Consider the following 20057-nt stretch of genomic DNA (forward strand, 5'->3'; position numbering starts at 1 on the left):
ACCGTGAACAGCGGTTGAAGTTTTAAACAGGCCTGTACCGGGCCTGTTTTGTTATTTTTGAGGTTCACATAATGTTGCCTGTCGTTGCCCTGGTAGGGCGAGCCAATGTCGGTAAATCGACACTTTTTAACCGCTTAACCCGCACCCGTGATGCGCTGGTAGCAGATTTTCCCGGCCTGACCCGTGACCGTAAATACGGCTCGGTAAAGTATGAAGGGCTGGAGTTTATTGTGGTCGATACCGGTGGTATTGATGGCAACGAGCAGGGCATTGAACTGGAAATGGCAGAGCAGTCGCTTAAAGCGATTGATGAAGCCGACGTCGTGTTGTTTATGGTTGATGCCCGTGTTGGCGCCACCGTAGGTGATGAAGCCATTGCTGCGCATATCCGCAAAGTAGAAAAGAAAGTATTTGTGGTGGCTAATAAAACCGATGGTCTGGATGCCGATACCGCAGTAGCCGACTTCTATAGTTTAGGTTTGGGCGAGGTATACGCCATTGCAGCCGCCCACGGCCGTGGTGTGTCGGTGTTATTAAATCAGGCCTTGATCCCATTATTAAGCGAAGAGCAGCAAAAGCTGCTGACCGGGGAAATTGAGCCTACCGAAGGCCCGGTACTGGAAACGCTAACCGAAGAAGAAGCCGATGCTGAAGCCGCACGCCTGCGTAGCGAGCATATTAAACTGGCCATTGTTGGCCGGCCGAATGTGGGTAAATCTACCTTAACTAACCGTATTCTGGGTGAGGAACGGGTGGTGGTATTTGATATGCCCGGCACCACGCGAGATTCTATCTATATTCCTATGCAACGCAACGAGCGCGAATATACGCTGATTGACACTGCCGGTGTGCGCCGCCGTGGCAGAATTGACGATATGGTTGAGAAGTTTTCAGTAGTTAAAACGCTGCAGGCTATAGAAGATGCCAACGTGGTGATTTTAGTGCTGGATGCCCGTTTAGGCATTTCGGATCAGGATTTAAGCATTTTAGGCTTTGTACTGAATGCTGGCCGTTCACTGGTTATTGCGGTGAATAAATGGGACGGCTTAAATGACAGCATCAAAGAGGAAATAAAGCGCGAGCTGGACCGCCGTTTGGGTTTTATCGATTTTGCCAGGTTGCATTTTATTTCTGCTTTGCATGGCTCGGGTGTTGGCAACCTGTTTGAATCGGTTGAAGAGGCTTTTGACTCTGCCACCAAACGCCACAGCACTGCCTTGTTAACCCGTATTATGAAAATGGCGCAGGAAGATCACCAGCCGCCGTTAGTGCATGGGCGGCGGGTAAAACTGAAGTATGCCCATGCCGGTGGTTATAACCCACCGTTGATTGTGATTCATGGTAATCAGGTAGACGATCTGCCCGATTCCTACAAACGTTATCTGATGAATTACTATCGCAAAGCACTGCAAATGATGGGGACACCCATTCGTATAGAATTCCGCGAGGGCGAAAACCCGTTTGCACCAACGAAAAAGAACACTGAAACGCCGCTGCAAAAATACAAACGCGAGCGGTTAATGAAAGCGCGCAAAAAACTGGACCAATAAGGACCAATGGCATGAATTTTCGTTTCCCGGTTATTGTTATCGATGAAGACTTTCGCTCAGAGAATATTTCAGGCTCTGGCATTCGTGATTTAGCTCAGGCCATTAGCAGCCATGGGTTTGAGGTGGTAGGTTACACCAGCTATGTTGATTTAAGTGCTTTTGCCCAGCAGGCCAGCCGCGCTTCGTGTTTTATTTTGTCGATAGACGATGAAGAATTCGGCAGTGGCAGTGCCGACGAAGTGGCACTGGCGTTAAAAGAGCTGCGTACTTTTATTAAGGAAGTTCGCAAGCGCAATGCTGATATTCCTATTTTCCTGTATGGCGAAACCCGTACCACACGGCACGTACCCAACGACGTGCTGCGCGAACTGCACGGCTTTATTCATATGTTTGAAGATACGCCGGAGTTTGTTGCCAAACACATTATCCGTGAAGCGAAAAAGTATCTGGATGCGTTAGCACCACCGTTTTTTAATGCGCTGATGGATTACGCCTCAGACGGTTCTTATTCCTGGCACTGCCCCGGCCACTCCGGTGGTGTGGCGTTTTTAAAAAGCCCGGTCGGGCAGATGTTTCATCAGTTTTTTGGTGAAAACATGCTGCGTGCTGACGTGTGCAATGCGGTTGATGAATTAGGCCAATTGCTGGATCACACCGGCCCGGTGGCTGAAAGCGAAGCGAATGCAGCACGTATTTTCAGCTGCGACCACTTATTCTTTGTTACCAACGGCACCTCAACGTCAAACAAAATGGTATGGCATTCGGTGGTTGCACCGGGCGATATTGTAGTGGTAGACCGTAACTGCCATAAATCTATACTGCACTCGATTATTATGACCGGCGCTATTCCGGTGTTTTTAATGCCAACCCGTAACCATTACGGCATTATCGGCCCGATCCCGAAAAGTGAATTTTCGCCAGAGGCCATCGCGAAGAAGATTGAGGCCAACCCTTTTGCCCGTAATGCTAAAAACAAAAAGCCGCGCATTTTAACCATTACGCAAAGTACCTACGACGGTATCTTGTACAACGTGGAAGAAATTAAGCAGGAGCTGGGTTCAACCATTGATACGCTGCATTTTGATGAAGCCTGGCTGCCGCACGCTAGCTTCCACGATTTCTACAAAAATATGCATGCGATAGGCAAAGACCGGCCACGTTCAGAAGACACCTTAGTGTTTGCTACCCAATCTACGCACAAGTTATTGGCTGGTTTATCGCAGGCATCGCAAATTCTGGTGCAAAACGCTGAGAAGCGTAGCCTGGATACACACCGCTTTAACGAGTCTTACCTGATGCATAGCTCTACCAGCCCGCAATATGCCATTATTGCCAGCTGTGACGTAGCCGCAGCCATGATGGAAGCGCCGGGTGGTACTGCGCTGGTAGAGGAAAGTTTAATGGAAGCGATTGATTTTCGCCGCGCCATGCGCAAGGTGGATGCCGAATTTGGCGATGACGACTGGTGGTTCCGTGTCTGGGGCCCGGATGAGTTGCCGGAAGAGGGCCTTGGCACGCGCGACAACTGGACGTTACACGCAAAAGACAGCTGGCATGGTTTTGGCGCTATCGAGTCGGGCTTTAATATTCTCGATCCGATTAAAGCCACTATTATTACCCCAGGCTTAAACCTGCACGGTCAGTTTGATGAACAGGGCATACCTGCGGCTATCGTTAGTAAGTACCTGGCTGAACACGGTATTATTATTGAAAAAACAGGCCTGTACTCGTTCTTTATTATGTTTACCATCGGTATTACCAAAGGCCGCTGGAATTCAATGGTAACTGAACTACAGCAGTTTAAAGATGACTACGATCAAAACCAACCGATGTGGCGCATAATGCCGGAGTTTGCCAAAAAGCATCCGCGTTATGAAAGAGTTGGTTTGCGCGATCTGTGCCAGCAAATTCACAATATGTATCGTAAGTTTGATGTGGCTAAAGTCACCACTGAAATGTATTTGTCGAATATTGAAACTGCCATGACGCCAGCCGATGCCTGGGCCAGGATGGCACACCGCGAAATAGAGCGGGTATCTATCGATGAAATTGAAGGCAGGGTAACCGCCATGCTGGTTACGCCATACCCTCCGGGCATACCACTGATGGTGCCAGGCGAGCGTTTTAATAAAACCATTATTAACTACCTGCAATTTACCCGTGCGTTTAATGGTGCCTTCCCGGGCTTTGAAACCGACGTACACGGCTTAGTGCGCGAAATGGTAGACGGTGAGCTGAAATACTTTATTGATGTGGTTAAAGAGTAGTGCTGAATGTTGAGTGTTTAGTATTGAGTTTTTAATGCCGAAACTACGTTAAGCATCTGAAAAACCGGGTTGGTGTTATGCCTTCCCGGTTTTTTTATGGCGCTTTACTTTTCAATAAAGGCTTGTTCAATCACGTAATGGCCCATAGTGCGGGAATTGGCTTTTGCAAAGCCGCGCTGATCCAGCATGCCCATCAGTTGCTGCAACATAGCATCGTTGCCACATAACATAAATCTGTCGTGCTCAGGGTTAAGGGCTGGCATACCAATATCTGCCAGTAACTTACCGCTGTCCAGCAGATCGGTAATACGCCCCTGATGTGGCACGCCGTTTCTGACATAATCTTCCCGTGTTACGGTGGGGTAATAAATCAGCTTTACGCGAACTTCTTCGCCAAAATAGGGGTTGTCTGGTAACACCTGCTCAATTTCATGCTGGTATGCCAGTTCTGAGCGCCAGCGTGTGCCATGTACCAGTATAATTTTATCGTAGCCTTCATAAATAAAAGGGTCGCGTATAATGCTCATAAAAGGCGCAAGCCCGGTGCCGGTGCTTAACAAATACAGATGTTTACCGGGGATAAGATAGCCGGGTACCAGAGTGCCTGCAGGTTTTACCGTCAGCATAATTTGATCGCCGGCTCTGATATTTTGCAGCCTCGATGTTAATGCGCCGTCTGGTACCTTAATGCTGAAAAACTCAAGCTCTTCCTCATAATGAGGACTGGCAATACTGTAAGCGCGCATTAACGGGCGGCCGCCAACCTCTAATCCAATCATGACAAACTGGCCGCTTTCAAATCGGAAAGATGACTCCCGCGTTGTTTTAAAGCTAAACAGGGTGTCATTCCAGTGATGAACATCAGTGACAGTGGCATTGATAATATTACGCATAACAGTCCTTACTTAATGGCCTTGGTCGTAATTATGCCACAGCAATAAAAATGATAATAGTTATCATTAACTAAAGGTGCTGCTTGCTGTCGCTGCTAATGGAAGCTGGCTGCCAGAATAGCCTGAGGTATGAGATACCTTAATATTGCCCGGTAGCATATTGTAATACTGCGATCTTTACAGTTGTATTTTTATGAAACATAAATTATACAATAAAGGCCATTTAGTTTACGGGCAGTAATAAACTCTGATTATTGTAAGCTCAGGGGGTGTTGCGATTATAACCCGCCATTTAATTGTTAGTTGTACCGTTAGTAGTTTTTAACAGTGAAATGCAGCACAGCATTAAAATTGCATAATTCGAAGGAGAGATATGTGAGCCCATCAAATGATAATCTTAAGCCCCCTTTTTATATTACCCCGGAAGAAGAGCTGAAACTGCGCATTCGGGCTGACCAGCTTGTGCCGTCGCCTGTTATCGCTCCTGCGACGTCATTTGATGATTTCGTCCAGCAATTGATGATCCCAGCAACTGTGATGGAGCTGGCACGTAAAGCCGCCAGTATTCATTTCTCCACCTGGGAAATTGAAGCAATAAGGGCGAGTTTAAATGGTGGTATTCTTAAAAAGATATTAGCAGACAAGTATAAAAAAGATGATTCGCACCCGGCTTATATCCGTGTAGCTTGCACCGGTAAAGGCGATTACGACAGTATGGCGCTCAAACATGACAAGACACTGGCTTCATCAGATGACACGCATAAAGGTGAATTCGGCTCTCCCGTGGTGTTAGAAATATGGCCAGCCGGGCATTATTCGCCAATCCACTCACACGGCAAAACTACCGGCATTATCTATTGCCTTACCGGGCAGATTGAGGTGATGGTTTATGAGGGCCTGGGATGGGATGCAAAGAAACAGGCCTTGCTAACGTTAACGCCCGGCCAGTGTGCCTGGCTAAGTGAAGAACAGTTCCCGGTGCATAAAGTGTTTTGCCCGATGCCTAAAGGCAGCTTCGCAGCCACTTTTCATGTATATCTGAACAAAGGTGAGCTGCCGTTACTAAAGGATAAGCCAAAGCCCGATACGCGCGATCAATTCGACTTTGTTGAAGAAAAAGAGCCGCATAATCAGCAAGCCTTTGCTACATACTCTGATCTTTCCTGGAAGATTTTACGCAAAGAAATGGCCAAATACGCAGCGAAGATGGAAGCCTAAAGCCAGAGCAGCTTGGTAGTTTAAGGTAAAGCAGAGCTAAAATCTGTCTTGAGCAGTGAGGCTCTTTAAAAGCGCACTTAAAAGTTGAAATTGTCGGGCAGGTTTGAACGTATTTTGCAAATAGCAGAACCGTGAGATCGTATTCTTGTGTTATACGGCGTAGGCCATGTGTATTGGCTACGGCATTGCCTTAATGAGATAGATAACGTAGTGGTATGCTCTTCTGCGCCATATTTGACGGACGCAACCACCACAATTTGTAGCTTGTCCAGCCCATGCCTTATTAAAATTATGAATTGTTATGTAAGTGTCAGAATTTGGCCGGGGCATTTTTTTAACGTTACTGCCAATGCTGTTACGGCAGCAGCACTAACAACTGCCGCTCTATGGCAAATACATGCTCGTCATGCTCATTCATATCACGCAGTGCCTGCGCCAGCTTCAGTACGTATTCACTGTTGGGCCCGCTTGGGCCACGGCTTTTGGCAATATGGGCGGCGATTTCAGCATCACTGGCCGGGCCTAAATAGGCCTCGTTATCGGCACTGGCTAAATACAGCACACCTTCCGTTTCGCCAGATTCATGCAGCCAATGCAGCGGGGTAAATACGCGCAAATAACCGTTTTTCTCGCGGTGGTCTAAATGCTCAAAGGTATCTGGTGTAACCTGGTATGCCATACCAACACAGCGCGCACCGGGTACTTCAATCAGCGTTAACACCCGGCCTGGCGCATCAGGCGTACCACGATGATCATGCGAGCCCTGCCAAAACCGCCGCTGCCAGCCATAAATACAGGCCGGTTTAGCGTCCAGATACGCAAAGTCAGTTTTATAAATCAGCGAGCCATAACCAAACAGCCATACAGAGTCGAGGTGATCTAAAGGCTGGTGCTGTTTATTCAGGGCAATGGTGTTGTGGGACATAATACCTTGTTCTAAGTCTTCTTTAGCTGCTTTCAAGCAGAGTTTAAGATATTCGGGTTTTATCGTTGCAAGTTGTTTGCGGTAGTGAACGGCAGCAAGCACACCACCTCTTGGCTGTTTTTGTTCATTTTTAGCTACGTCTTATTATTTTTGTACCTACAGGATAAGTGCCTAAACACCATTCAGCTTTATCACCTCGGCATCAAAACCACCTTCTGCCAGTTTTATCGCTACTTTATCCCCGGCTTTTAGCTGCGCACTTGAGGTCACCACCTGCTGTTTTTCATCAAAGGTAATACTGTAGCCGCGCGCTAAGGTTGCCAGTGGGCTTACGGTGTTTAGCTGACTGCTTAACTGCGCCAGTTGTTGTTTGCTTTGTTTTAATTGTAACTGCTGGGCGTTAATGAGCCTGCGCTCCAGCTGATTAATGTGCTGGGTATGCGCCAATAAGGTTTTAGCCGGTGATAACTGGCGCAGGCTTTTATCTAAGTAAAGCTGCTGTTGCTGCGCAGCCTGAACAGTGCGCTTAGCGCTGGCCGTTAAGCGTAGTTGCAGTTCATCCAGCCGCTGCTGCTGTTGTTGCAAACGGCGTTTGGGGTGCAGGGCTAACAAGCGCTGGCTTAAATTCAGTAGCTTAGGCGCGGCGTGCTGCGAGCGGCTGCGCTGTGCCTGTAACAGGCGGTTTTTTAGCTGCAGTATGCGATCTAATAAATGCGACTGATCCGGTGAGACTAATTCTGCAGCAGCTGAAGGGGTTGGTGCGCGCACGTCGGCAACAAAGTCGGTTAGGGCAAAGTCAATTTCATGGCCCACGGCGCTGACAATCGGAATAGGGCAGGCGGCTACTGCACGACATAAAGCTTCATCGTTAAAGCACCATAAATCTTCCAGCGAGCCACCGCCACGGCCAATAATTAATACATCGACTTCGTTACGGCGTATTGCACTGCTAAGCATATTGCGAAGCTGTGCCGCAGCGGTTTCACCCTGCACCTGGGAAGGGTAAATAACAACTTCAATACCCGGCGCACGGCGATTCAGCACGGTAACAATATCACGCACGGCAGCACCGGTGGGGGAGGTAATAACACCTACGCGCTGCACTTGCGCTGGCAGTGGTTTCTTATGGGCAGGGTCGAATAAGCCTTCGGCCTGCAATTTGGCTTTTAGCTGTTCGAACTGTTGTTTTAGCAAACCGGCACCTGCGCTTTCGATAAACTCGGCCAGTAATTGATATTCACCGCGCGGCTCGTACACGCTGATGCGGGCACGAATAAGCACCTGCTGGCCGTTTTGCGGCCTGAAGCTGCTGTTGCGGTTGGCCATTTTAAACATGGCGCATTTTACCTGGGCGGCGCTGTCTTTTAATGAAAAGTACCAGTGGCCGCTGGCGGCTGCGACAAAGTTTGATACTTCGCCTTGCAGCCACAGCGTTTGAAACTGCAACTCCAGTGTCAGGCGTACTTCACTGTTTAAACGGGAAACACTATAAATATCGGGGTTTTGCATCTAAAGCTCACAACAACAGCCGGTGCCAGTCAGACTACAAGAGTAACATAAAACAAAAAAGCGTTTGTTATACGTGCACAAAACCGTTAAAATTGCGCCGCAACATTCCCTATCTTTTCAGCCACAGCGAGATTGTTGCAATGCTCAGGATCAAACAAGAAGCCCTTACCTTTGACGACGTGTTATTGGTACCGGCGCACTCTACTGTTCTACCTCATACAGCCGATTTACGCACCCGACTGACCAAAAGCATCACGCTGAATATTCCTATGGTTTCTGCGTCTATGGACACGGTAACCGAAGCCCGTTTAGCCATAGCGCTGGCGCAGGAAGGTGGCTTAGGTTTTATTCATAAAAACATGACCATTGAAGAGCAGGCCGCTAACGTTCGTAAAGTTAAAAAATACGAAAGTGGTGTAGTGTCTGATCCGGTAACAGTAACGCCGGATATGAGTATCCGTGAAGTGCAAAGCCTGGCACAGCAATGCGGCTTTTCCGGTTTTCCGGTGGTAGATGCCAACCATAACCTGGTTGGCATTTTAACCAGTCGTGATATGAGCTTTGAAGCCAACAACAACGAAAAAGTCAGCAATCTGATGACGCCACGCGAGCGTTTGGTCACAGTGCTGGAAACTGCCCCACGTGAAGAAGCCTTTAAAAAGATGCACCAGCACCGCATTGAAAAAGTGCTGGTAGTTGACGAAGAATTTAAACTCAAAGGCTTAATTACCGTACGCGATTACTACAAAGCCGCCAGCAAGCCTAACGCCTGTAAAGACGAGTTAGGCCGTTTACGGGTAGGTGCCGCAGTTGGTGTAGGCCCTGGCACCGACGAGCGTATTGCTGCGCTGGTAGAAGCCGGTGTCGATATTCTGCTGATAGATACTTCGCACGGCCACTCGCAGGGCGTAATTGATCGCGTAAAACAAACCCGTGCCCAGTACCCTGATTTACAAATTGTCGCCGGTAATGTTGCCACTGCCGAAGGTGCCAAAGCGCTGGCACAAGCCGGTGCCAATGCAGTTAAAGTGGGTATAGGCCCTGGCTCTATCTGCACTACCCGTATTGTTACCGGTTGTGGTGTGCCGCAAATTACTGCTATTTCTGAAGCGGTGATGGGTGTAGCCGGTACTGAAGTCACTATTATTGCCGATGGTGGTATCCGTTTCTCAGGTGATATTGCCAAAGCCTTAGTAGCCGGTGCTAACCTGGTGATGGTGGGCTCAATGTTTGCCGGTACTGAAGAAGCGCCGGGTGAGGTTGAACTGTATCAGGGCCGCTACTATAAATCTTACCGCGGTATGGGCTCGCTTGGCGCCATGGCACAGCGTAATGGTTCATCAGACCGTTATTTCCAGGGCAGTAATAATGCCGAGAAACTGGTACCGGAAGGCATTGAAGGCCGTGTAGCGTACAAAGGTCCGATGGAAAATATTATTCACCAGCAAATGGGCGGCCTGCGTAGCGCCATGGGCTTAACCGGTTGCCCAACCATCGACGAGCTGCGTACCAAGCCGGAGTTTGTCCGTGTTACTTCTGCCGGTATGGGCGAGTCGCACGTGCACGATGTGCAAATTACCAAAGAAGCACCCAACTACCGCTTAGGCTAAACTGTTTACTGTTAATGCGGCTGGGTGATACCGGCCGCTGTACTTTCTAAAGGTTGCTATGAACAAAAACATTCATCACCACCGTATCTTAATCCTCGATTTTGGTTCGCAATATACCCAGCTTATCGCCCGCCGTGTGCGCGAAATTGGCGTGTATTGTGAACTGTGGGCTTGGGATGTCACTGAAGAGCAAATCCGTGAATTTAACCCCACCGGTATTATTTTATCCGGCGGCCCGGAAAGCGTGCACGAGCAAAACTCACCACGCGCGCCGCAATATGTGTTTGACGCCGGTGTGCCGGTGTTGGGCATTTGTTACGGTATGCAAACTATGGCTGAGCAACTGGGTGGCAAAGTACAAGGCTCAGATTTGCGCGAGTTTGGTTATGCCCAGGTAGAAGTGGTAGCTGAAAACGACCTGTTTGCAAAAATTGAAGACCACGTTGGCAGTAACGGCAATGCACTGTTAGATGTATGGATGAGCCACGGTGATAAGGTAGTCCAAATTCCGGCAGGCTTTACTACCTGTGCCAGCACTCCCACATGCCCGCATGCCGGTATGGTGGACGAAGCGCGCCAGTTTTACGGTGTGCAGTTCCACCCCGAAGTTACCCACACCCGTCAGGGCCTGCGTATGCTGGAGCATTTTGTGGTGGATATCTGCGGTTGCGACAAACTGTGGACACCGGCGTCGATTATTGAAGATGCCATTATCCGCTTAAAGCAGCAAATTGGTAATGATCAGGTTATTTTAGGTTTGTCCGGCGGTGTTGACAGCTCAGTTGTGGCCATGTTGCTGCACCGTGCTATTGGTAAAAACCTGACCTGTGTGTTTGTAGATAACGGCTTACTGCGCTTAAACGAAGGCAAGCAGGTAATGGATATGTTTGGCGACCATTTTGGCCTGAACATTATCAAAGTAGACGCCGAACAGCGCTTTTTAGATGCTTTAGCCGGTGAAAACGATCCTGAAGCCAAACGTAAAATTATTGGCCGTGTGTTTGTTGAAGTGTTTGATGAGCAGGCGCAGAAGCTTGAAAACGCCAAGTGGTTAGCCCAGGGTACTATTTACCCGGACGTAATCGAATCGGCGGGTTCAGCCACCGGTAAAGCGCATGTGATTAAATCGCACCACAACGTTGGTGGCTTACCGGCACATATGAAGCTGGGTTTGGTGGAGCCACTGCGTGAGCTGTTTAAAGACGAAGTGCGCAAAGTCGGCCTGGAACTTGGCCTGCCATACGACATGCTGTACCGTCACCCGTTCCCGGGGCCGGGTTTAGGCGTGCGAGTACTGGGTGAAATTAAAAAAGAATACTGCGACATTCTGCGCCGTGCCGATGCCATCTTTATCGAAGAGCTGCACAAGGCCGAGCTGTACCATAAAGTAAGCCAGGCCTTTGCTGTATTCCTACCGGTAAAATCGGTAGGCGTAATGGGCGATGCACGTAAGTACGACTGGGTAGTATCACTGCGGGCAGTAGAAACTATCGACTTTATGACAGCACACTGGGCACACCTGCCGTATGATTTGCTGGGTAAAGTATCTAACCGTATTATTAATGAGATCAATGGTATATCCCGTGTGGTATACGATATCAGCGGTAAGCCGCCAGCGACGATTGAGTGGGAATAATTTCCTGAAATGAAACAAAAGGCCAGCGCAATACTGGCCTTTTTGCTATAACAGCTGAGGTTATTTTGCTTTTGGCAGAGAGAGCATCATGTCTGAATTAAGCGGCCGGATTGGCCAGATTGCACTGACGGTCAGCGATGTGGAAAGCGCGCTTGGCTTTTATCGCGATATCTTAGGCTTGCCGTTTTTATTTCAACCCTCACCACAGCTGGCGTTTTTACAGGCCGGCGCTACCAGGCTGATGCTCAGTGCGCCGCAGGGCGCTGGTGCAGTGGGCGCTAACTCGGTTTTGTATTTCAGTGTTACCGATATCAGTGCAACCTACGAGGCGATAGTCGTCAAAGGTGCTAAGCCAGAGCGCGAGCCGCAATTGGCGGCGAAAATGCCGGACTATGAGCTGTGGCTGGGGTTTGTGCGTGACCCGGATGCAAATCTGGTGGGCCTGATGGAAGAAAAACGCTAACAGCGGAGAGCGGACAATGCGTAATGTAAAACAACTTCACTTCAGTATTGTGATTAATGCACCGGTGCAAACGGTGTGGCAGCGGATGTTGTCTGACGTTGGTTACCGCAACTGGACCTCGGCCTTTTGCGAAGGCTCGTATTTTAAAGGCAACTGGCAGCAGGGGGAAACCATACGGTTTTTATCGCCGTCGGGTGATGGCATGGTAGCAACGATTGCTGAACATAAACCACTGGAGTTTATCTCGATTAAACACCTCGGTTTTATCGTTAATGGCCAAGATGATTTTGATAGCGAACAGATAACCAGCTGGGCACCGGCGTTCGAGAATTACCGGTTTCGGGCGGCAGAAAGCGGTACAGAAGTTAGCATAGAGCAGGATATCGCGCCCGAGTATGATCAATATATGCAGGATACTTGGCCCAAGGCGCTGCAAAAACTCAAGGTGCTATGTGAGCAGAGTTAAATGCTGCATTAGCGCTGAAATAGTGCTTTAGAGGCACAATAGCTCTGTACTTTCCTGTGCCAGCAATAACAGACAGATTTGCACAAATAATTAATAAATCACTATTAAGCTGAGCACTAAACACTTAGTATTGGGCTGTTATTACAGTCTATTGCCACCTGAGTGTGCATAAAACTGATAATTGTTAACCGACTGATATGAGATTTGAGCTTTGCTATCGATATTACTTGTAGATGATGACCACGAATTCACCGAGGTGGCTTCCCACATTATAGATTTTCTGGGGCATACCGTGTCTGTCGCTGGCAATTTAGCTGAAGCCAATGAATGGTTGGAGCACAATAGTTTTGACCATATTCTGCTCGACTTTATGCTGCCAGATGGTAGTGGTATTCATTTGATGGATAGAGTTCAGCACCTGTTTCCTGTTCCCAAAGTTACTTTTATTACCGGACACCCGTCGGTGAAATCCATTATCGCTGATTTGTGTGGGCCCAAAGTAGATTATTTACTAAAGCCAATACAGCGTGAGTGTTTAGAACGGGTGCTAAACCCGACCAGGCCAAAAGCCAAAAAGTCTTCTGCTTCTCAATCTGAGCTGCACTTTGGTTGCCTGATTGGTGAGTCGGCGCCGATGCAAGCGCTGTACACCATGATTGAGCGTGTCGCCGCATCGAATGCTAACGTGATGTTGTTGGGGGAAAGTGGTGTAGGTAAGGAGCTGGTAGCCTCCGCTATTCATTATGCCAGCACAACAACCGGTGCTTTAGTTGCCACAAATTGTGGCGGCTTATCAAAAGAGCTGATTAGCAGCGAGCTGTTTGGCCATGAGAAAGGTGCTTTTACCGGTGCTGTGGCGCAAAAAACCGGTGTTTTTGAACGCGCTCAGGGTGGCACACTGTTTTTAGATGAAGTAACAGAAATGCCGCTTGATATGCAGCCGCATTTACTGCGGGTATTAGAGACAAAAAAAATTGTGCGGGTAGGTGGCAGTAAAGAAATTGCCGTAGATTGCCGGGTAGTATCGGCTACTAACAGAAGCCTGGAAAATATCGCCGAAAAAAATATTCTACGTGAAGATATTTATTTTCGCCTCGCTGTATTCCCGATTGAAATTCCGCCACTCAGAGAGCGTGCCGCCGATATCCCACTGTTAGCAAAAGCATTTTTAGCCAGTTTAAATGATGAAAATGGCACAAGCTACCAGTTTAGCAACGCTCAGTTGCAGCGGCTGGCCAGTTTTGATTGGCCGGGTAACGTCAGAGAGCTGCGCCACACTGTGCACCGCGCTTACATTATGAGCGATCCTGCTAAGAGTGAAATTGAACTGCCTGCCTCGTTTGCCTCTCCGTTTTCTGCAGTACAGAAAGAAACAACCGGCCTTACAGCAGGTAAAACCATTGATGAAGTCGAAAAAGAGTTAATTTATCTGACATTAAAAAAAGTTGGCGGCAATAAAGCGATGGCAGCTGACATGTTGGGAGTCAGTGTAAAAACGCTGTACAACCGCTTAAGTGCCTATGGCGGCTTAGGGGAATTTAGCTAGGTGTTAACAGGGAGAATAAAATGTCTGATGCAAAAGTAGCTGAGTTAGCTAAGCAAGTACATGATATTCGTAAGCCACTGAATCGGATCTCGATGCAGGCCGAGTTAATTAAGCTGGTGCTGGAAAACAATTTACCGCCGCAAAAAGCGCTTGAAGCTGTGGATAAAATACTGCATTCCTGTCAGGACTGCAGCCAGTTGCTGGAACACTTGTTGACGCCACCAGCGTGAAGTCGTTAAAAAGGGAAGCCTAGATGTCAGGTAATCTGTTAAACGGTGCCCGTACCAACTGGTTTTTACTGGGGTTGGTGATGATGTGCCTGATTGGTTTCAATGCCTATCTGGCAATCAGTTCTATTAAAGAGTTAACTTATACGCAGACCAGCCTGACTAACACCGGCGATAATATTGTCAAACTTGATGATTTGCATTTGTCGGTATTGTCGGCTGAGTCTGGCCAGCGGGGCTATTTGCTGACAGATAATATCATTTATCTGGAACCCTATCAGGCGGCATTAAGCCGGGTAAGAACACAAATTGCTGAGGTTCAGGCCATTGAATCTGAGATGCCGGAGCAGCAGTTACGCATCAATGAGATTATCCGGCTAGCAGATGCCAAAATAGCAGAACTGGCTGAAATCGTCGGGTTGGCGCAGCAAAATAAAGATGAGCTTGCACTCAGATTGCTAAAAACCGATCGCGGTAAGAACATTTACCTGGAGTTTCGGGCGTTATTTGACGTCACCCGTCAGGCAGAACAATCTTACCGGGAGAACTTACTTCAGCGCCTGACTAAAGGGCGCGACGATGCCAGGCTTAACTTTATTTTATCTGGCTTACTAAGCAGTATCCTGGTAATACTGATGCTGATGTTGTCGTTTATTAGTGTAAAGAAAGAGCGGAAATATCTGGCTGCGCTGGAAAGTCAGAACGAAGAGCTGGCACTAAAAGTGGAAGATCGCACACAGGAGTTGCGCTTGTATTCCGAAGAGTTAAGCCGCAGCAATCGCGAGCTGGAAGATTTTGCCTTTGTTGCTTCCCACGATTTGCAGGAACCTTTGCGGAAAATTCAGGCCTTTGGTGATCGTCTGGAAGCCTCATTTAGTCAGGAACTGGGTGAGCAGGGCCTGGATTATATGAAGCGCATGCGTAACGCCGCACAAAGAATGTCGCTGTTAATTAATGATTTGCTGGATTTCTCCCGCATAAATACCCGGGGCCGTGATTTTGCTCCTACCAATTTAACTGACATTATTAATGGCGCACTGGACGATGTTGAAATTGCAATTGCGGAAAGTAATGCCCAAATCAACATTGGGAATTTACCTGTAATACAGGCTGACAGCAGTCAGCTTAGCCAGCTGTTTCTTAATTTGTTATCAAACTCGCTGAAGTTTCGCCTGCCGGACAGAGCACCGGTTATTACTATTACCGCAGCAGTACACCAGCCGAATATTATGCAGCAGGCTATTTGCCAGGACTGGTATGTCATAACGCTGACAGACAATGGCATTGGCTTTGCAGAAGAGTATGCTGAGAAAATTTTTACACCGTTTCAACGCCTGCACGGCCGTTCGGAATACAAAGGCACCGGCATTGGCCTGGCGGTATGCCGGCGTATTGTAGAAAGGCACAGAGGGTTAATTTACGCATCGGGTGAACAGGGATTTGGCGCCACTTTTACATTAATTTTACCTGCCGACGGCACACCGTTTGGCAGCAGGGGAGAAACTGAATAATGCCACTTACCAAAACACGGCCGATTACTATTTTAATGGCAGATGATGATGAAGATGACCGCTTACTGACACAGGATGCACTGCGCGAAAGCCGGGTGCTTAATTCGCTGTATTGTGTCGAAGATGGTGTTGAGCTGCTGGAATATTTACGCAAGGAAGGCAAATACGCCAACGGCGTGCCTTGTCCGCGCCCCAGTCTGATACTGCTGGACTTAAATATGCCACGCATGGATGGTCGTGAAGCGCTGCACAATATTAAAAATGACGATAACTTGCGCGGTATTCCTATCGTTATTCTTACCACGTCAAAACAAGAAGAAGACATGGTGCGTGGTTATAACCTCGGCGCGGCGTCGTATATCACCAAACCGGTAAACTTTGAAGGTTTGGTAGAGCTAATGCGCACCCTGGGTAAGTATTGGGTAGAGTTTGTTGAGTTACCAGTACAAGACGATGACTAACCAGCCTAAGCCGGTTGTACAGGCAAAAATTCTTCTGGTGGAAGACGATGAAGATGACTACATCATTACCCGTAGCCACCTGGAGGATTTAACCTCGCTTGACAGCCAACTGACATGGGTAACAAATTCAGTTGAAGGATTGCAAAAGCTAACCGAAGGCAATTTTGATATTTGCCTGCTGGATTACCAGCTTGGCGCCGAAACTGGTTTATCATTGTTAAAACAGGCAGTAGATAGCGGAATATCTACACCCATTATTATGCTTACCGGCCAGCCCGATAAGCAACTTGATTTACAGGCTCTGGAATATGGTGCTGCCGATTTTCTAGTAAAAAGCGAACTGAGTGAAGCAAGGTTTGCCAGGGCAATACGCTATGCCTTAAGCCGCCGCGAGTTTGAACTGGAACGTTTAAACCGGCTTCGCCTTGAGGCAGATAACAAATCAAAAGACCGGTTTTTGGCCCATCTCAGCCATGAGCTCAGAACGCCGTTATCGTCTATTTTGGGCTATACCGAGTTATTGCTTGAGTCAGACCACACAGAAAGCGCGCGGCCAGAGCTGAATATTATTCTCAACAATGGCAAACATTTACTGAGCTTGCTAAACGACATTCTTGATCTGTCCAAAATTACAGCAAACAAACTGGAATTACGGCCCGAGCCCACCAGCTTACGCCACCTGATACTGGATATTTATACCCTGCTTAAAGTTACCGCTATAGATAACGGGCTGGAACTCAACATTAGCTCATTAACTCCGTTACCAGTACTTATTACTGTTGACGGCACCCGCTTGCGCCAGGTGCTAATAAATCTGATATACAACGCTATTAAATTTACTGATGCCGGCAGTATCAGCGTTGAACTGTGGACACAGCAGGACGCAGCAAAAGAGATGTTGTTTTTCCGTATCACCGACACCGGTGTAGGTATTCCACAGCGGCAACTTAAAGAGATTTTTGCGCCTTTTACCCAAATAGAAGATTACCTTACCCGGAAAAAAGGTGGCGCTGGGCTGGGGTTGGCCATTTCAGCAGAGCTGATTCAGCGTATGGGAGGCTATATTGATGTAGCCTCTGAAGAAGGCAAAGGCAGTGTATTTACGTTTTCTGTGGACCCAGGCGATATTGTACAGGCGCAGCGCAAGCCATTAAGTCTGGAGCCTTCACTTGGCAACATTGGTGGCGCACATAATAAGCTGGCGTTAACCGGCGAGGTGCTTATTGTCGATGATTTGGCTGACTTACGTAAGCTTTCTGCACACTGGGTTCAGGCGACAGGCGCGTTAGTAGATTTTGCAGAAAATGGCATAGAGGCTATTGCAAAGGTGAAACACAAAGTAGCATCTGGCAAGCATTACGATCTGATTCTGATGGATTTACACATGCCAGGCATGGGGGGCAGAGAAGCGACAGTTGCTATCCGTGAAACAGGCTATAGCCACCCTGTCGTTGCGCTTACTGCCGCAATGGCAAAAGGGATCCGTCAGCAGCTTACGGCGTTGGGTTTTAATGATGTGTTGTCCAAACCGATCACTAAGAATCAGCTGTACCGTGTATTACGCTGCTATTTAGCAGACCATACCGCCTTAACAGATAGCAACGCAGCAGATATTGCGCCACTGCATTTTCTGGTGGTAGAAGATGATACCGAAGCTGCACAATTAATGCAGATACTGCTGCAAAGTCTGGGGGTGAAAACCACTTTGGCACACAGTGCGCAAGAGTGTATGCGGGAGCTTGCGTTACTACACCGGTTTGACAGAATTTTGCTTGATTTGGGCTTGCCGGACAGCGACGGCGAGCAGCTTATCGAACGGATTGAGCATAGCTATCCTGATAATATTGTTATTGTGGTGAGCGGGCATGAGCACGATGTTGCGGCGTCCGGCAGTGCTATTGTCCAGCAGAGCCTGTTAAAACCTATCACGAAACAGGCACTGCATAGCATAGTGTTAACATGCCGCTAAGGCAATTTTATGTATCTATATTAGGTATTAGTATATAAATCAAACAGCTGTAGCCTGGTTTTCTGCTGGCGCTTTCCTTTAGCCATTGTAAATTCTGCATTCCACGGTGTTAGTATTACAATTTTATAACGGTCTAAAGCCGGATAGGGAATTACCGTTTTTTCTAACTTAATGAATTTAAATAACTTATTTTATTTTTTCAAAGTGGTATAAAGCTTGTAACCGTTAAAGCGAACTAAGGCCAACGCGCCTGTTGTCATTAGCTGACTTAACGGAGTTTACAATGAAAAAGACAATTTTAGCCGCATTTACAGCATCTTCTCTTATCGCTACCTCTGCTTATGCTGCAACACCACAAGATAACGTTGATCACAGAGGGATTTACATTGGCGCTGCTTATGGCTTGCTGAAGGTAGACGGTGATGACCAGGATTTTGATGATGAAGATAATGCCAGCCGCTATTTTCTGGGGGCCCAGTTTAATCAGGTACTGTCTTTAGAAGGTGGCTATATCGATTTCGGTAACTACGGCAATAGCGTGTTTAATACCGATTTAGATGGTTACACTCTGGCGTTAAAAGCCGGTTTACCGGTAACAGAGCGCTTTACTGTTTACGCACAGGGCGGCAATATTTGGTGGAAAGCTGACATTAACGCCACAGATGACAATGCTGATGTAGATGGCTCAGATATATTTTATGGCGTAGGCGTATCTTTTGCGTTGACGCAAAGCCTGGCCCTGCGGCTGGATTACACGCGCTTTGATGTTAAGTTTGATCGTGACGAAATCGGGATATTAGCCGATATTGATAACTTTGACACTAAAGTAGACTACGCCAGCATCGGTATTCAGTACACCTTTTAAACTTACCGCACTAATTAAACTCAGCTCACAGCCGGGTATCCCAGCCCGGCTGTCTGCATGTTGGGCTTAGCCTTATCAGCAGAGCTGAACTTTGCTTCCGGCCTTTGGTCTGACAGGATGTTTGTACTTATTTAGCAACATGATGGAGTAAAGAAATGGGGCAGAGAAAGGGAATGGCTAAGTTGTTACAGCTGTGGCGTGATAATCGCGGCATTGTGGTGTTTTTAAGTTTAATGTTTGTGTTCAGAAGTGCGGTGGCTGATTGGAATGATGTACCGTCTGGATCAATGCAGCCGACAATTGAAATTGGTGATCGTATTCTGGTTAATAAAATGGCCTATGATGTACGCTTGCCTTTTACTACTGTATCGCTGATAAAACGCGCTGATCCACAGCGTGGCGATATCGTTATTTTTGCCTCTGAAGCTGCCGATAACCGGCTGGTAAAACGTGTTGTGGGCGTGCCGGGTGATGTGGTGGCAATGCAACACAATGTGCTGAGTATTAACGGTGAGCAACTGGTATATAGCCAACTGGCTGATGCGGTAGAGGTTGGTTCAGCTACTGACGGCGGTAGTCAGTTACTAAGTGAGCAACTGGGCGCTATTACCCATACTGTAAAGCTGGCCCCCTTTGCTACTGGCCGCGACAGTTTTGCAGCAGTGCGGGTGCCACAAGGCCACTATCTGGTGTTGGGCGATAACCGCGATAACAGCGCCGACTCGCGTGTAATTGGCTTTGTACCACGTAACGAAATAGTTGGCCGTGCCAGCAGTGTATTGCTTTCGCTGGATTACGATAACTATTACCTGCCCCGCAGTGAGCGTTTTCTGGCAGCGTTATAAGGTGGCTGTGCAGAATATAGGCACTTTGGTTTTCATTTTGTAAAATAGTTGCTTTACTTGATGGTGATTAAATCCGCCAGCCTGTAGGGAAAACTT

General features: G+C 47.8%; 17 protein-coding genes. 14 read left to right on the top strand and 3 right to left on the bottom strand.

Annotated elements, in window-relative coordinates; genetic code table 11:
• The first annotated feature begins 71 nt into the window (after window positions 1-71).
• Entirely contained in the window at window positions 72-1550 is a 1479-nt protein-coding gene (gene der / locus M2404_RS06205; RefSeq protein WP_259238861.1) for a ribosome biogenesis GTPase Der, read from the top strand.
• Between the two features lie 11 nt (window positions 1551-1561).
• Window positions 1562-3817 carry an arginine/lysine/ornithine decarboxylase gene (locus M2404_RS06210; RefSeq protein WP_259238862.1) on the top strand — a complete coding sequence of 752 codons (2256 nt, stop codon included), beginning with the start codon at window positions 1562-1564 and terminating at the stop codon, window positions 3815-3817.
• A gap of 104 nt (window positions 3818-3921) precedes the next feature.
• Here M2404_RS06210 and M2404_RS06215 read toward each other — a convergent pair whose 3' ends face one another.
• Window positions 3922-4710 carry a ferredoxin--NADP reductase gene (locus M2404_RS06215; protein WP_259238863.1) on the bottom strand — a complete coding sequence of 263 codons (789 nt, stop codon included), beginning with the start codon at window positions 4708-4710 and terminating at the stop codon, window positions 3922-3924.
• A 351-nt stretch (window positions 4711-5061) separates the two neighbouring features.
• On the opposite strand from M2404_RS06215, the gene M2404_RS06220 reads away from it, so the two are divergent.
• Complete coding sequence (locus M2404_RS06220; protein ID WP_259238864.1) at window positions 5062-5928, top strand: cupin domain-containing protein; 867 nt, start codon at window positions 5062-5064, stop codon at window positions 5926-5928.
• 355 nt (window positions 5929-6283) lie between these two features.
• On the opposite strand, the gene M2404_RS06225 is transcribed toward M2404_RS06220, so the two are convergent.
• Both M2404_RS06225 and xseA read right to left on the bottom strand, forming a co-directional pair.
• On the bottom strand, window positions 6284-6955 hold the full coding sequence (locus tag M2404_RS06225) for a gamma-glutamylcyclotransferase (RefSeq protein ID WP_259238865.1): 672 nt from the start codon (window positions 6953-6955) through the stop codon (window positions 6284-6286).
• Window positions 6956-7024: 69 nt separating this feature from the next.
• The gene (xseA, locus tag M2404_RS06230; protein ID WP_259238866.1) at window positions 7025-8362 is read right to left on the bottom strand and encodes an exodeoxyribonuclease VII large subunit; all 1338 of its coding nucleotides are present in this window, start codon (window positions 8360-8362) and stop codon (window positions 7025-7027) included.
• Between the two features lie 140 nt (window positions 8363-8502).
• On the opposite strand from xseA, the gene guaB reads away from it, so the two are divergent.
• The 11 genes from guaB to lepB all read left to right on the top strand — a co-directional run bounded on the left by guaB (window position 8503) and on the right by lepB (window position 19961).
• Window positions 8503-9972, top strand: coding sequence for an IMP dehydrogenase (gene guaB, locus M2404_RS06235; protein ID WP_259238867.1), 1470 nt, complete (start codon window positions 8503-8505; stop codon window positions 9970-9972).
• A gap of 58 nt (window positions 9973-10030) precedes the next feature.
• On the top strand, window positions 10031-11608 hold the full coding sequence (guaA, locus tag M2404_RS06240; protein ID WP_259238868.1) for a glutamine-hydrolyzing GMP synthase: 1578 nt from the start codon (window positions 10031-10033) through the stop codon (window positions 11606-11608).
• Window positions 11609-11696: 88 nt separating this feature from the next.
• A complete protein-coding gene (locus tag M2404_RS06245; protein ID WP_259238869.1) occupies window positions 11697-12071 on the top strand; it encodes a VOC family protein in 375 nt (124 codons plus the stop codon).
• A 16-nt stretch (window positions 12072-12087) separates the two neighbouring features.
• On the top strand, window positions 12088-12537 hold the full coding sequence (locus M2404_RS06250) for an SRPBCC family protein (RefSeq protein ID WP_259238870.1): 450 nt from the start codon (window positions 12088-12090) through the stop codon (window positions 12535-12537).
• 211 nt (window positions 12538-12748) lie between these two features.
• Window positions 12749-14083 (top strand): sigma-54-dependent transcriptional regulator, encoded by a 1335-nt coding sequence (locus tag M2404_RS06255; RefSeq protein WP_259238871.1) that lies wholly within the window; start codon window positions 12749-12751, stop codon window positions 14081-14083.
• A 20-nt stretch (window positions 14084-14103) separates the two neighbouring features.
• Window positions 14104-14313 (top strand): histidine kinase dimerization/phospho-acceptor domain-containing protein, encoded by a 210-nt coding sequence (locus M2404_RS06260; RefSeq protein WP_259238872.1) that lies wholly within the window; start codon window positions 14104-14106, stop codon window positions 14311-14313.
• Between the two features lie 23 nt (window positions 14314-14336).
• Complete coding sequence (locus M2404_RS06265; protein ID WP_259238873.1) at window positions 14337-15821, top strand: sensor histidine kinase; 1485 nt, start codon at window positions 14337-14339, stop codon at window positions 15819-15821.
• Window positions 15821-16282: a response regulator gene (locus M2404_RS06270; protein ID WP_259238874.1), complete on the top strand. Its 462-nt coding sequence runs from the start codon at window positions 15821-15823 to the stop codon at window positions 16280-16282. The genes M2404_RS06265 and M2404_RS06270 overlap by 1 nt, the downstream gene beginning before the upstream one ends.
• The gene (locus M2404_RS06275) at window positions 16275-18251 is read left to right on the top strand and encodes a response regulator (RefSeq protein ID WP_259238875.1); all 1977 of its coding nucleotides are present in this window, start codon (window positions 16275-16277) and stop codon (window positions 18249-18251) included. Before M2404_RS06270 ends, M2404_RS06275 begins: the two co-directional genes overlap by 8 nt.
• A gap of 283 nt (window positions 18252-18534) precedes the next feature.
• On the top strand, window positions 18535-19116 hold the full coding sequence (locus tag M2404_RS06280; protein ID WP_259238876.1) for an outer membrane beta-barrel protein: 582 nt from the start codon (window positions 18535-18537) through the stop codon (window positions 19114-19116).
• Window positions 19117-19289: 173 nt separating this feature from the next.
• Complete coding sequence (gene lepB / locus M2404_RS06285) at window positions 19290-19961, top strand: signal peptidase I (protein WP_259238877.1); 672 nt, start codon at window positions 19290-19292, stop codon at window positions 19959-19961.
• Window positions 19962-20057 lie beyond the last annotated feature (96 nt).

Origin of the sequence: Rheinheimera pacifica, assembly GCF_024809855.1 — a bacterium.
In the GTDB taxonomy this organism is placed as follows: domain Bacteria; phylum Pseudomonadota; class Gammaproteobacteria; order Enterobacterales; family Alteromonadaceae; genus Alishewanella; species Alishewanella pacifica_A.

What these genes read in the sequence shown, in the direction of transcription:
- der (WP_259238861.1), top strand. Translation starts at nt 72, where the DNA reads ATGTTGCCTGTCGTTGCCCTGGTAGGGCGAGCCAATGTCGGTAAATCG.
- M2404_RS06210 (WP_259238862.1), top strand. Translation starts at nt 1,562, where the DNA reads ATGAATTTTCGTTTCCCGGTTATTGTTATCGATGAAGACTTTCGCTCA.
- M2404_RS06215 (WP_259238863.1), bottom strand. Translation starts at nt 4,710, where the DNA reads ATGCGTAATATTATCAATGCCACTGTCACTGATGTTCATCACTGGAAT.
- xseA (WP_259238866.1), bottom strand. Translation starts at nt 8,362, where the DNA reads ATGCAAAACCCCGATATTTATAGTGTTTCCCGTTTAAACAGTGAAGTA.
- guaB (WP_259238867.1), top strand. Translation starts at nt 8,503, where the DNA reads ATGCTCAGGATCAAACAAGAAGCCCTTACCTTTGACGACGTGTTATTG.
- guaA (WP_259238868.1), top strand. Translation starts at nt 10,031, where the DNA reads ATGAACAAAAACATTCATCACCACCGTATCTTAATCCTCGATTTTGGT.
- M2404_RS06245 (WP_259238869.1), top strand. Translation starts at nt 11,697, where the DNA reads ATGTCTGAATTAAGCGGCCGGATTGGCCAGATTGCACTGACGGTCAGC.
- M2404_RS06250 (WP_259238870.1), top strand. Translation starts at nt 12,088, where the DNA reads ATGCGTAATGTAAAACAACTTCACTTCAGTATTGTGATTAATGCACCG.
- M2404_RS06260 (WP_259238872.1), top strand. Translation starts at nt 14,104, where the DNA reads ATGTCTGATGCAAAAGTAGCTGAGTTAGCTAAGCAAGTACATGATATT.
- M2404_RS06265 (WP_259238873.1), top strand. Translation starts at nt 14,337, where the DNA reads ATGTCAGGTAATCTGTTAAACGGTGCCCGTACCAACTGGTTTTTACTG.
- M2404_RS06270 (WP_259238874.1), top strand. Translation starts at nt 15,821, where the DNA reads ATGCCACTTACCAAAACACGGCCGATTACTATTTTAATGGCAGATGAT.
- M2404_RS06275 (WP_259238875.1), top strand. Translation starts at nt 16,275, where the DNA reads ATGACTAACCAGCCTAAGCCGGTTGTACAGGCAAAAATTCTTCTGGTG.
- M2404_RS06280 (WP_259238876.1), top strand. Translation starts at nt 18,535, where the DNA reads ATGAAAAAGACAATTTTAGCCGCATTTACAGCATCTTCTCTTATCGCT.
- lepB (WP_259238877.1), top strand. Translation starts at nt 19,290, where the DNA reads ATGGCTAAGTTGTTACAGCTGTGGCGTGATAATCGCGGCATTGTGGTG.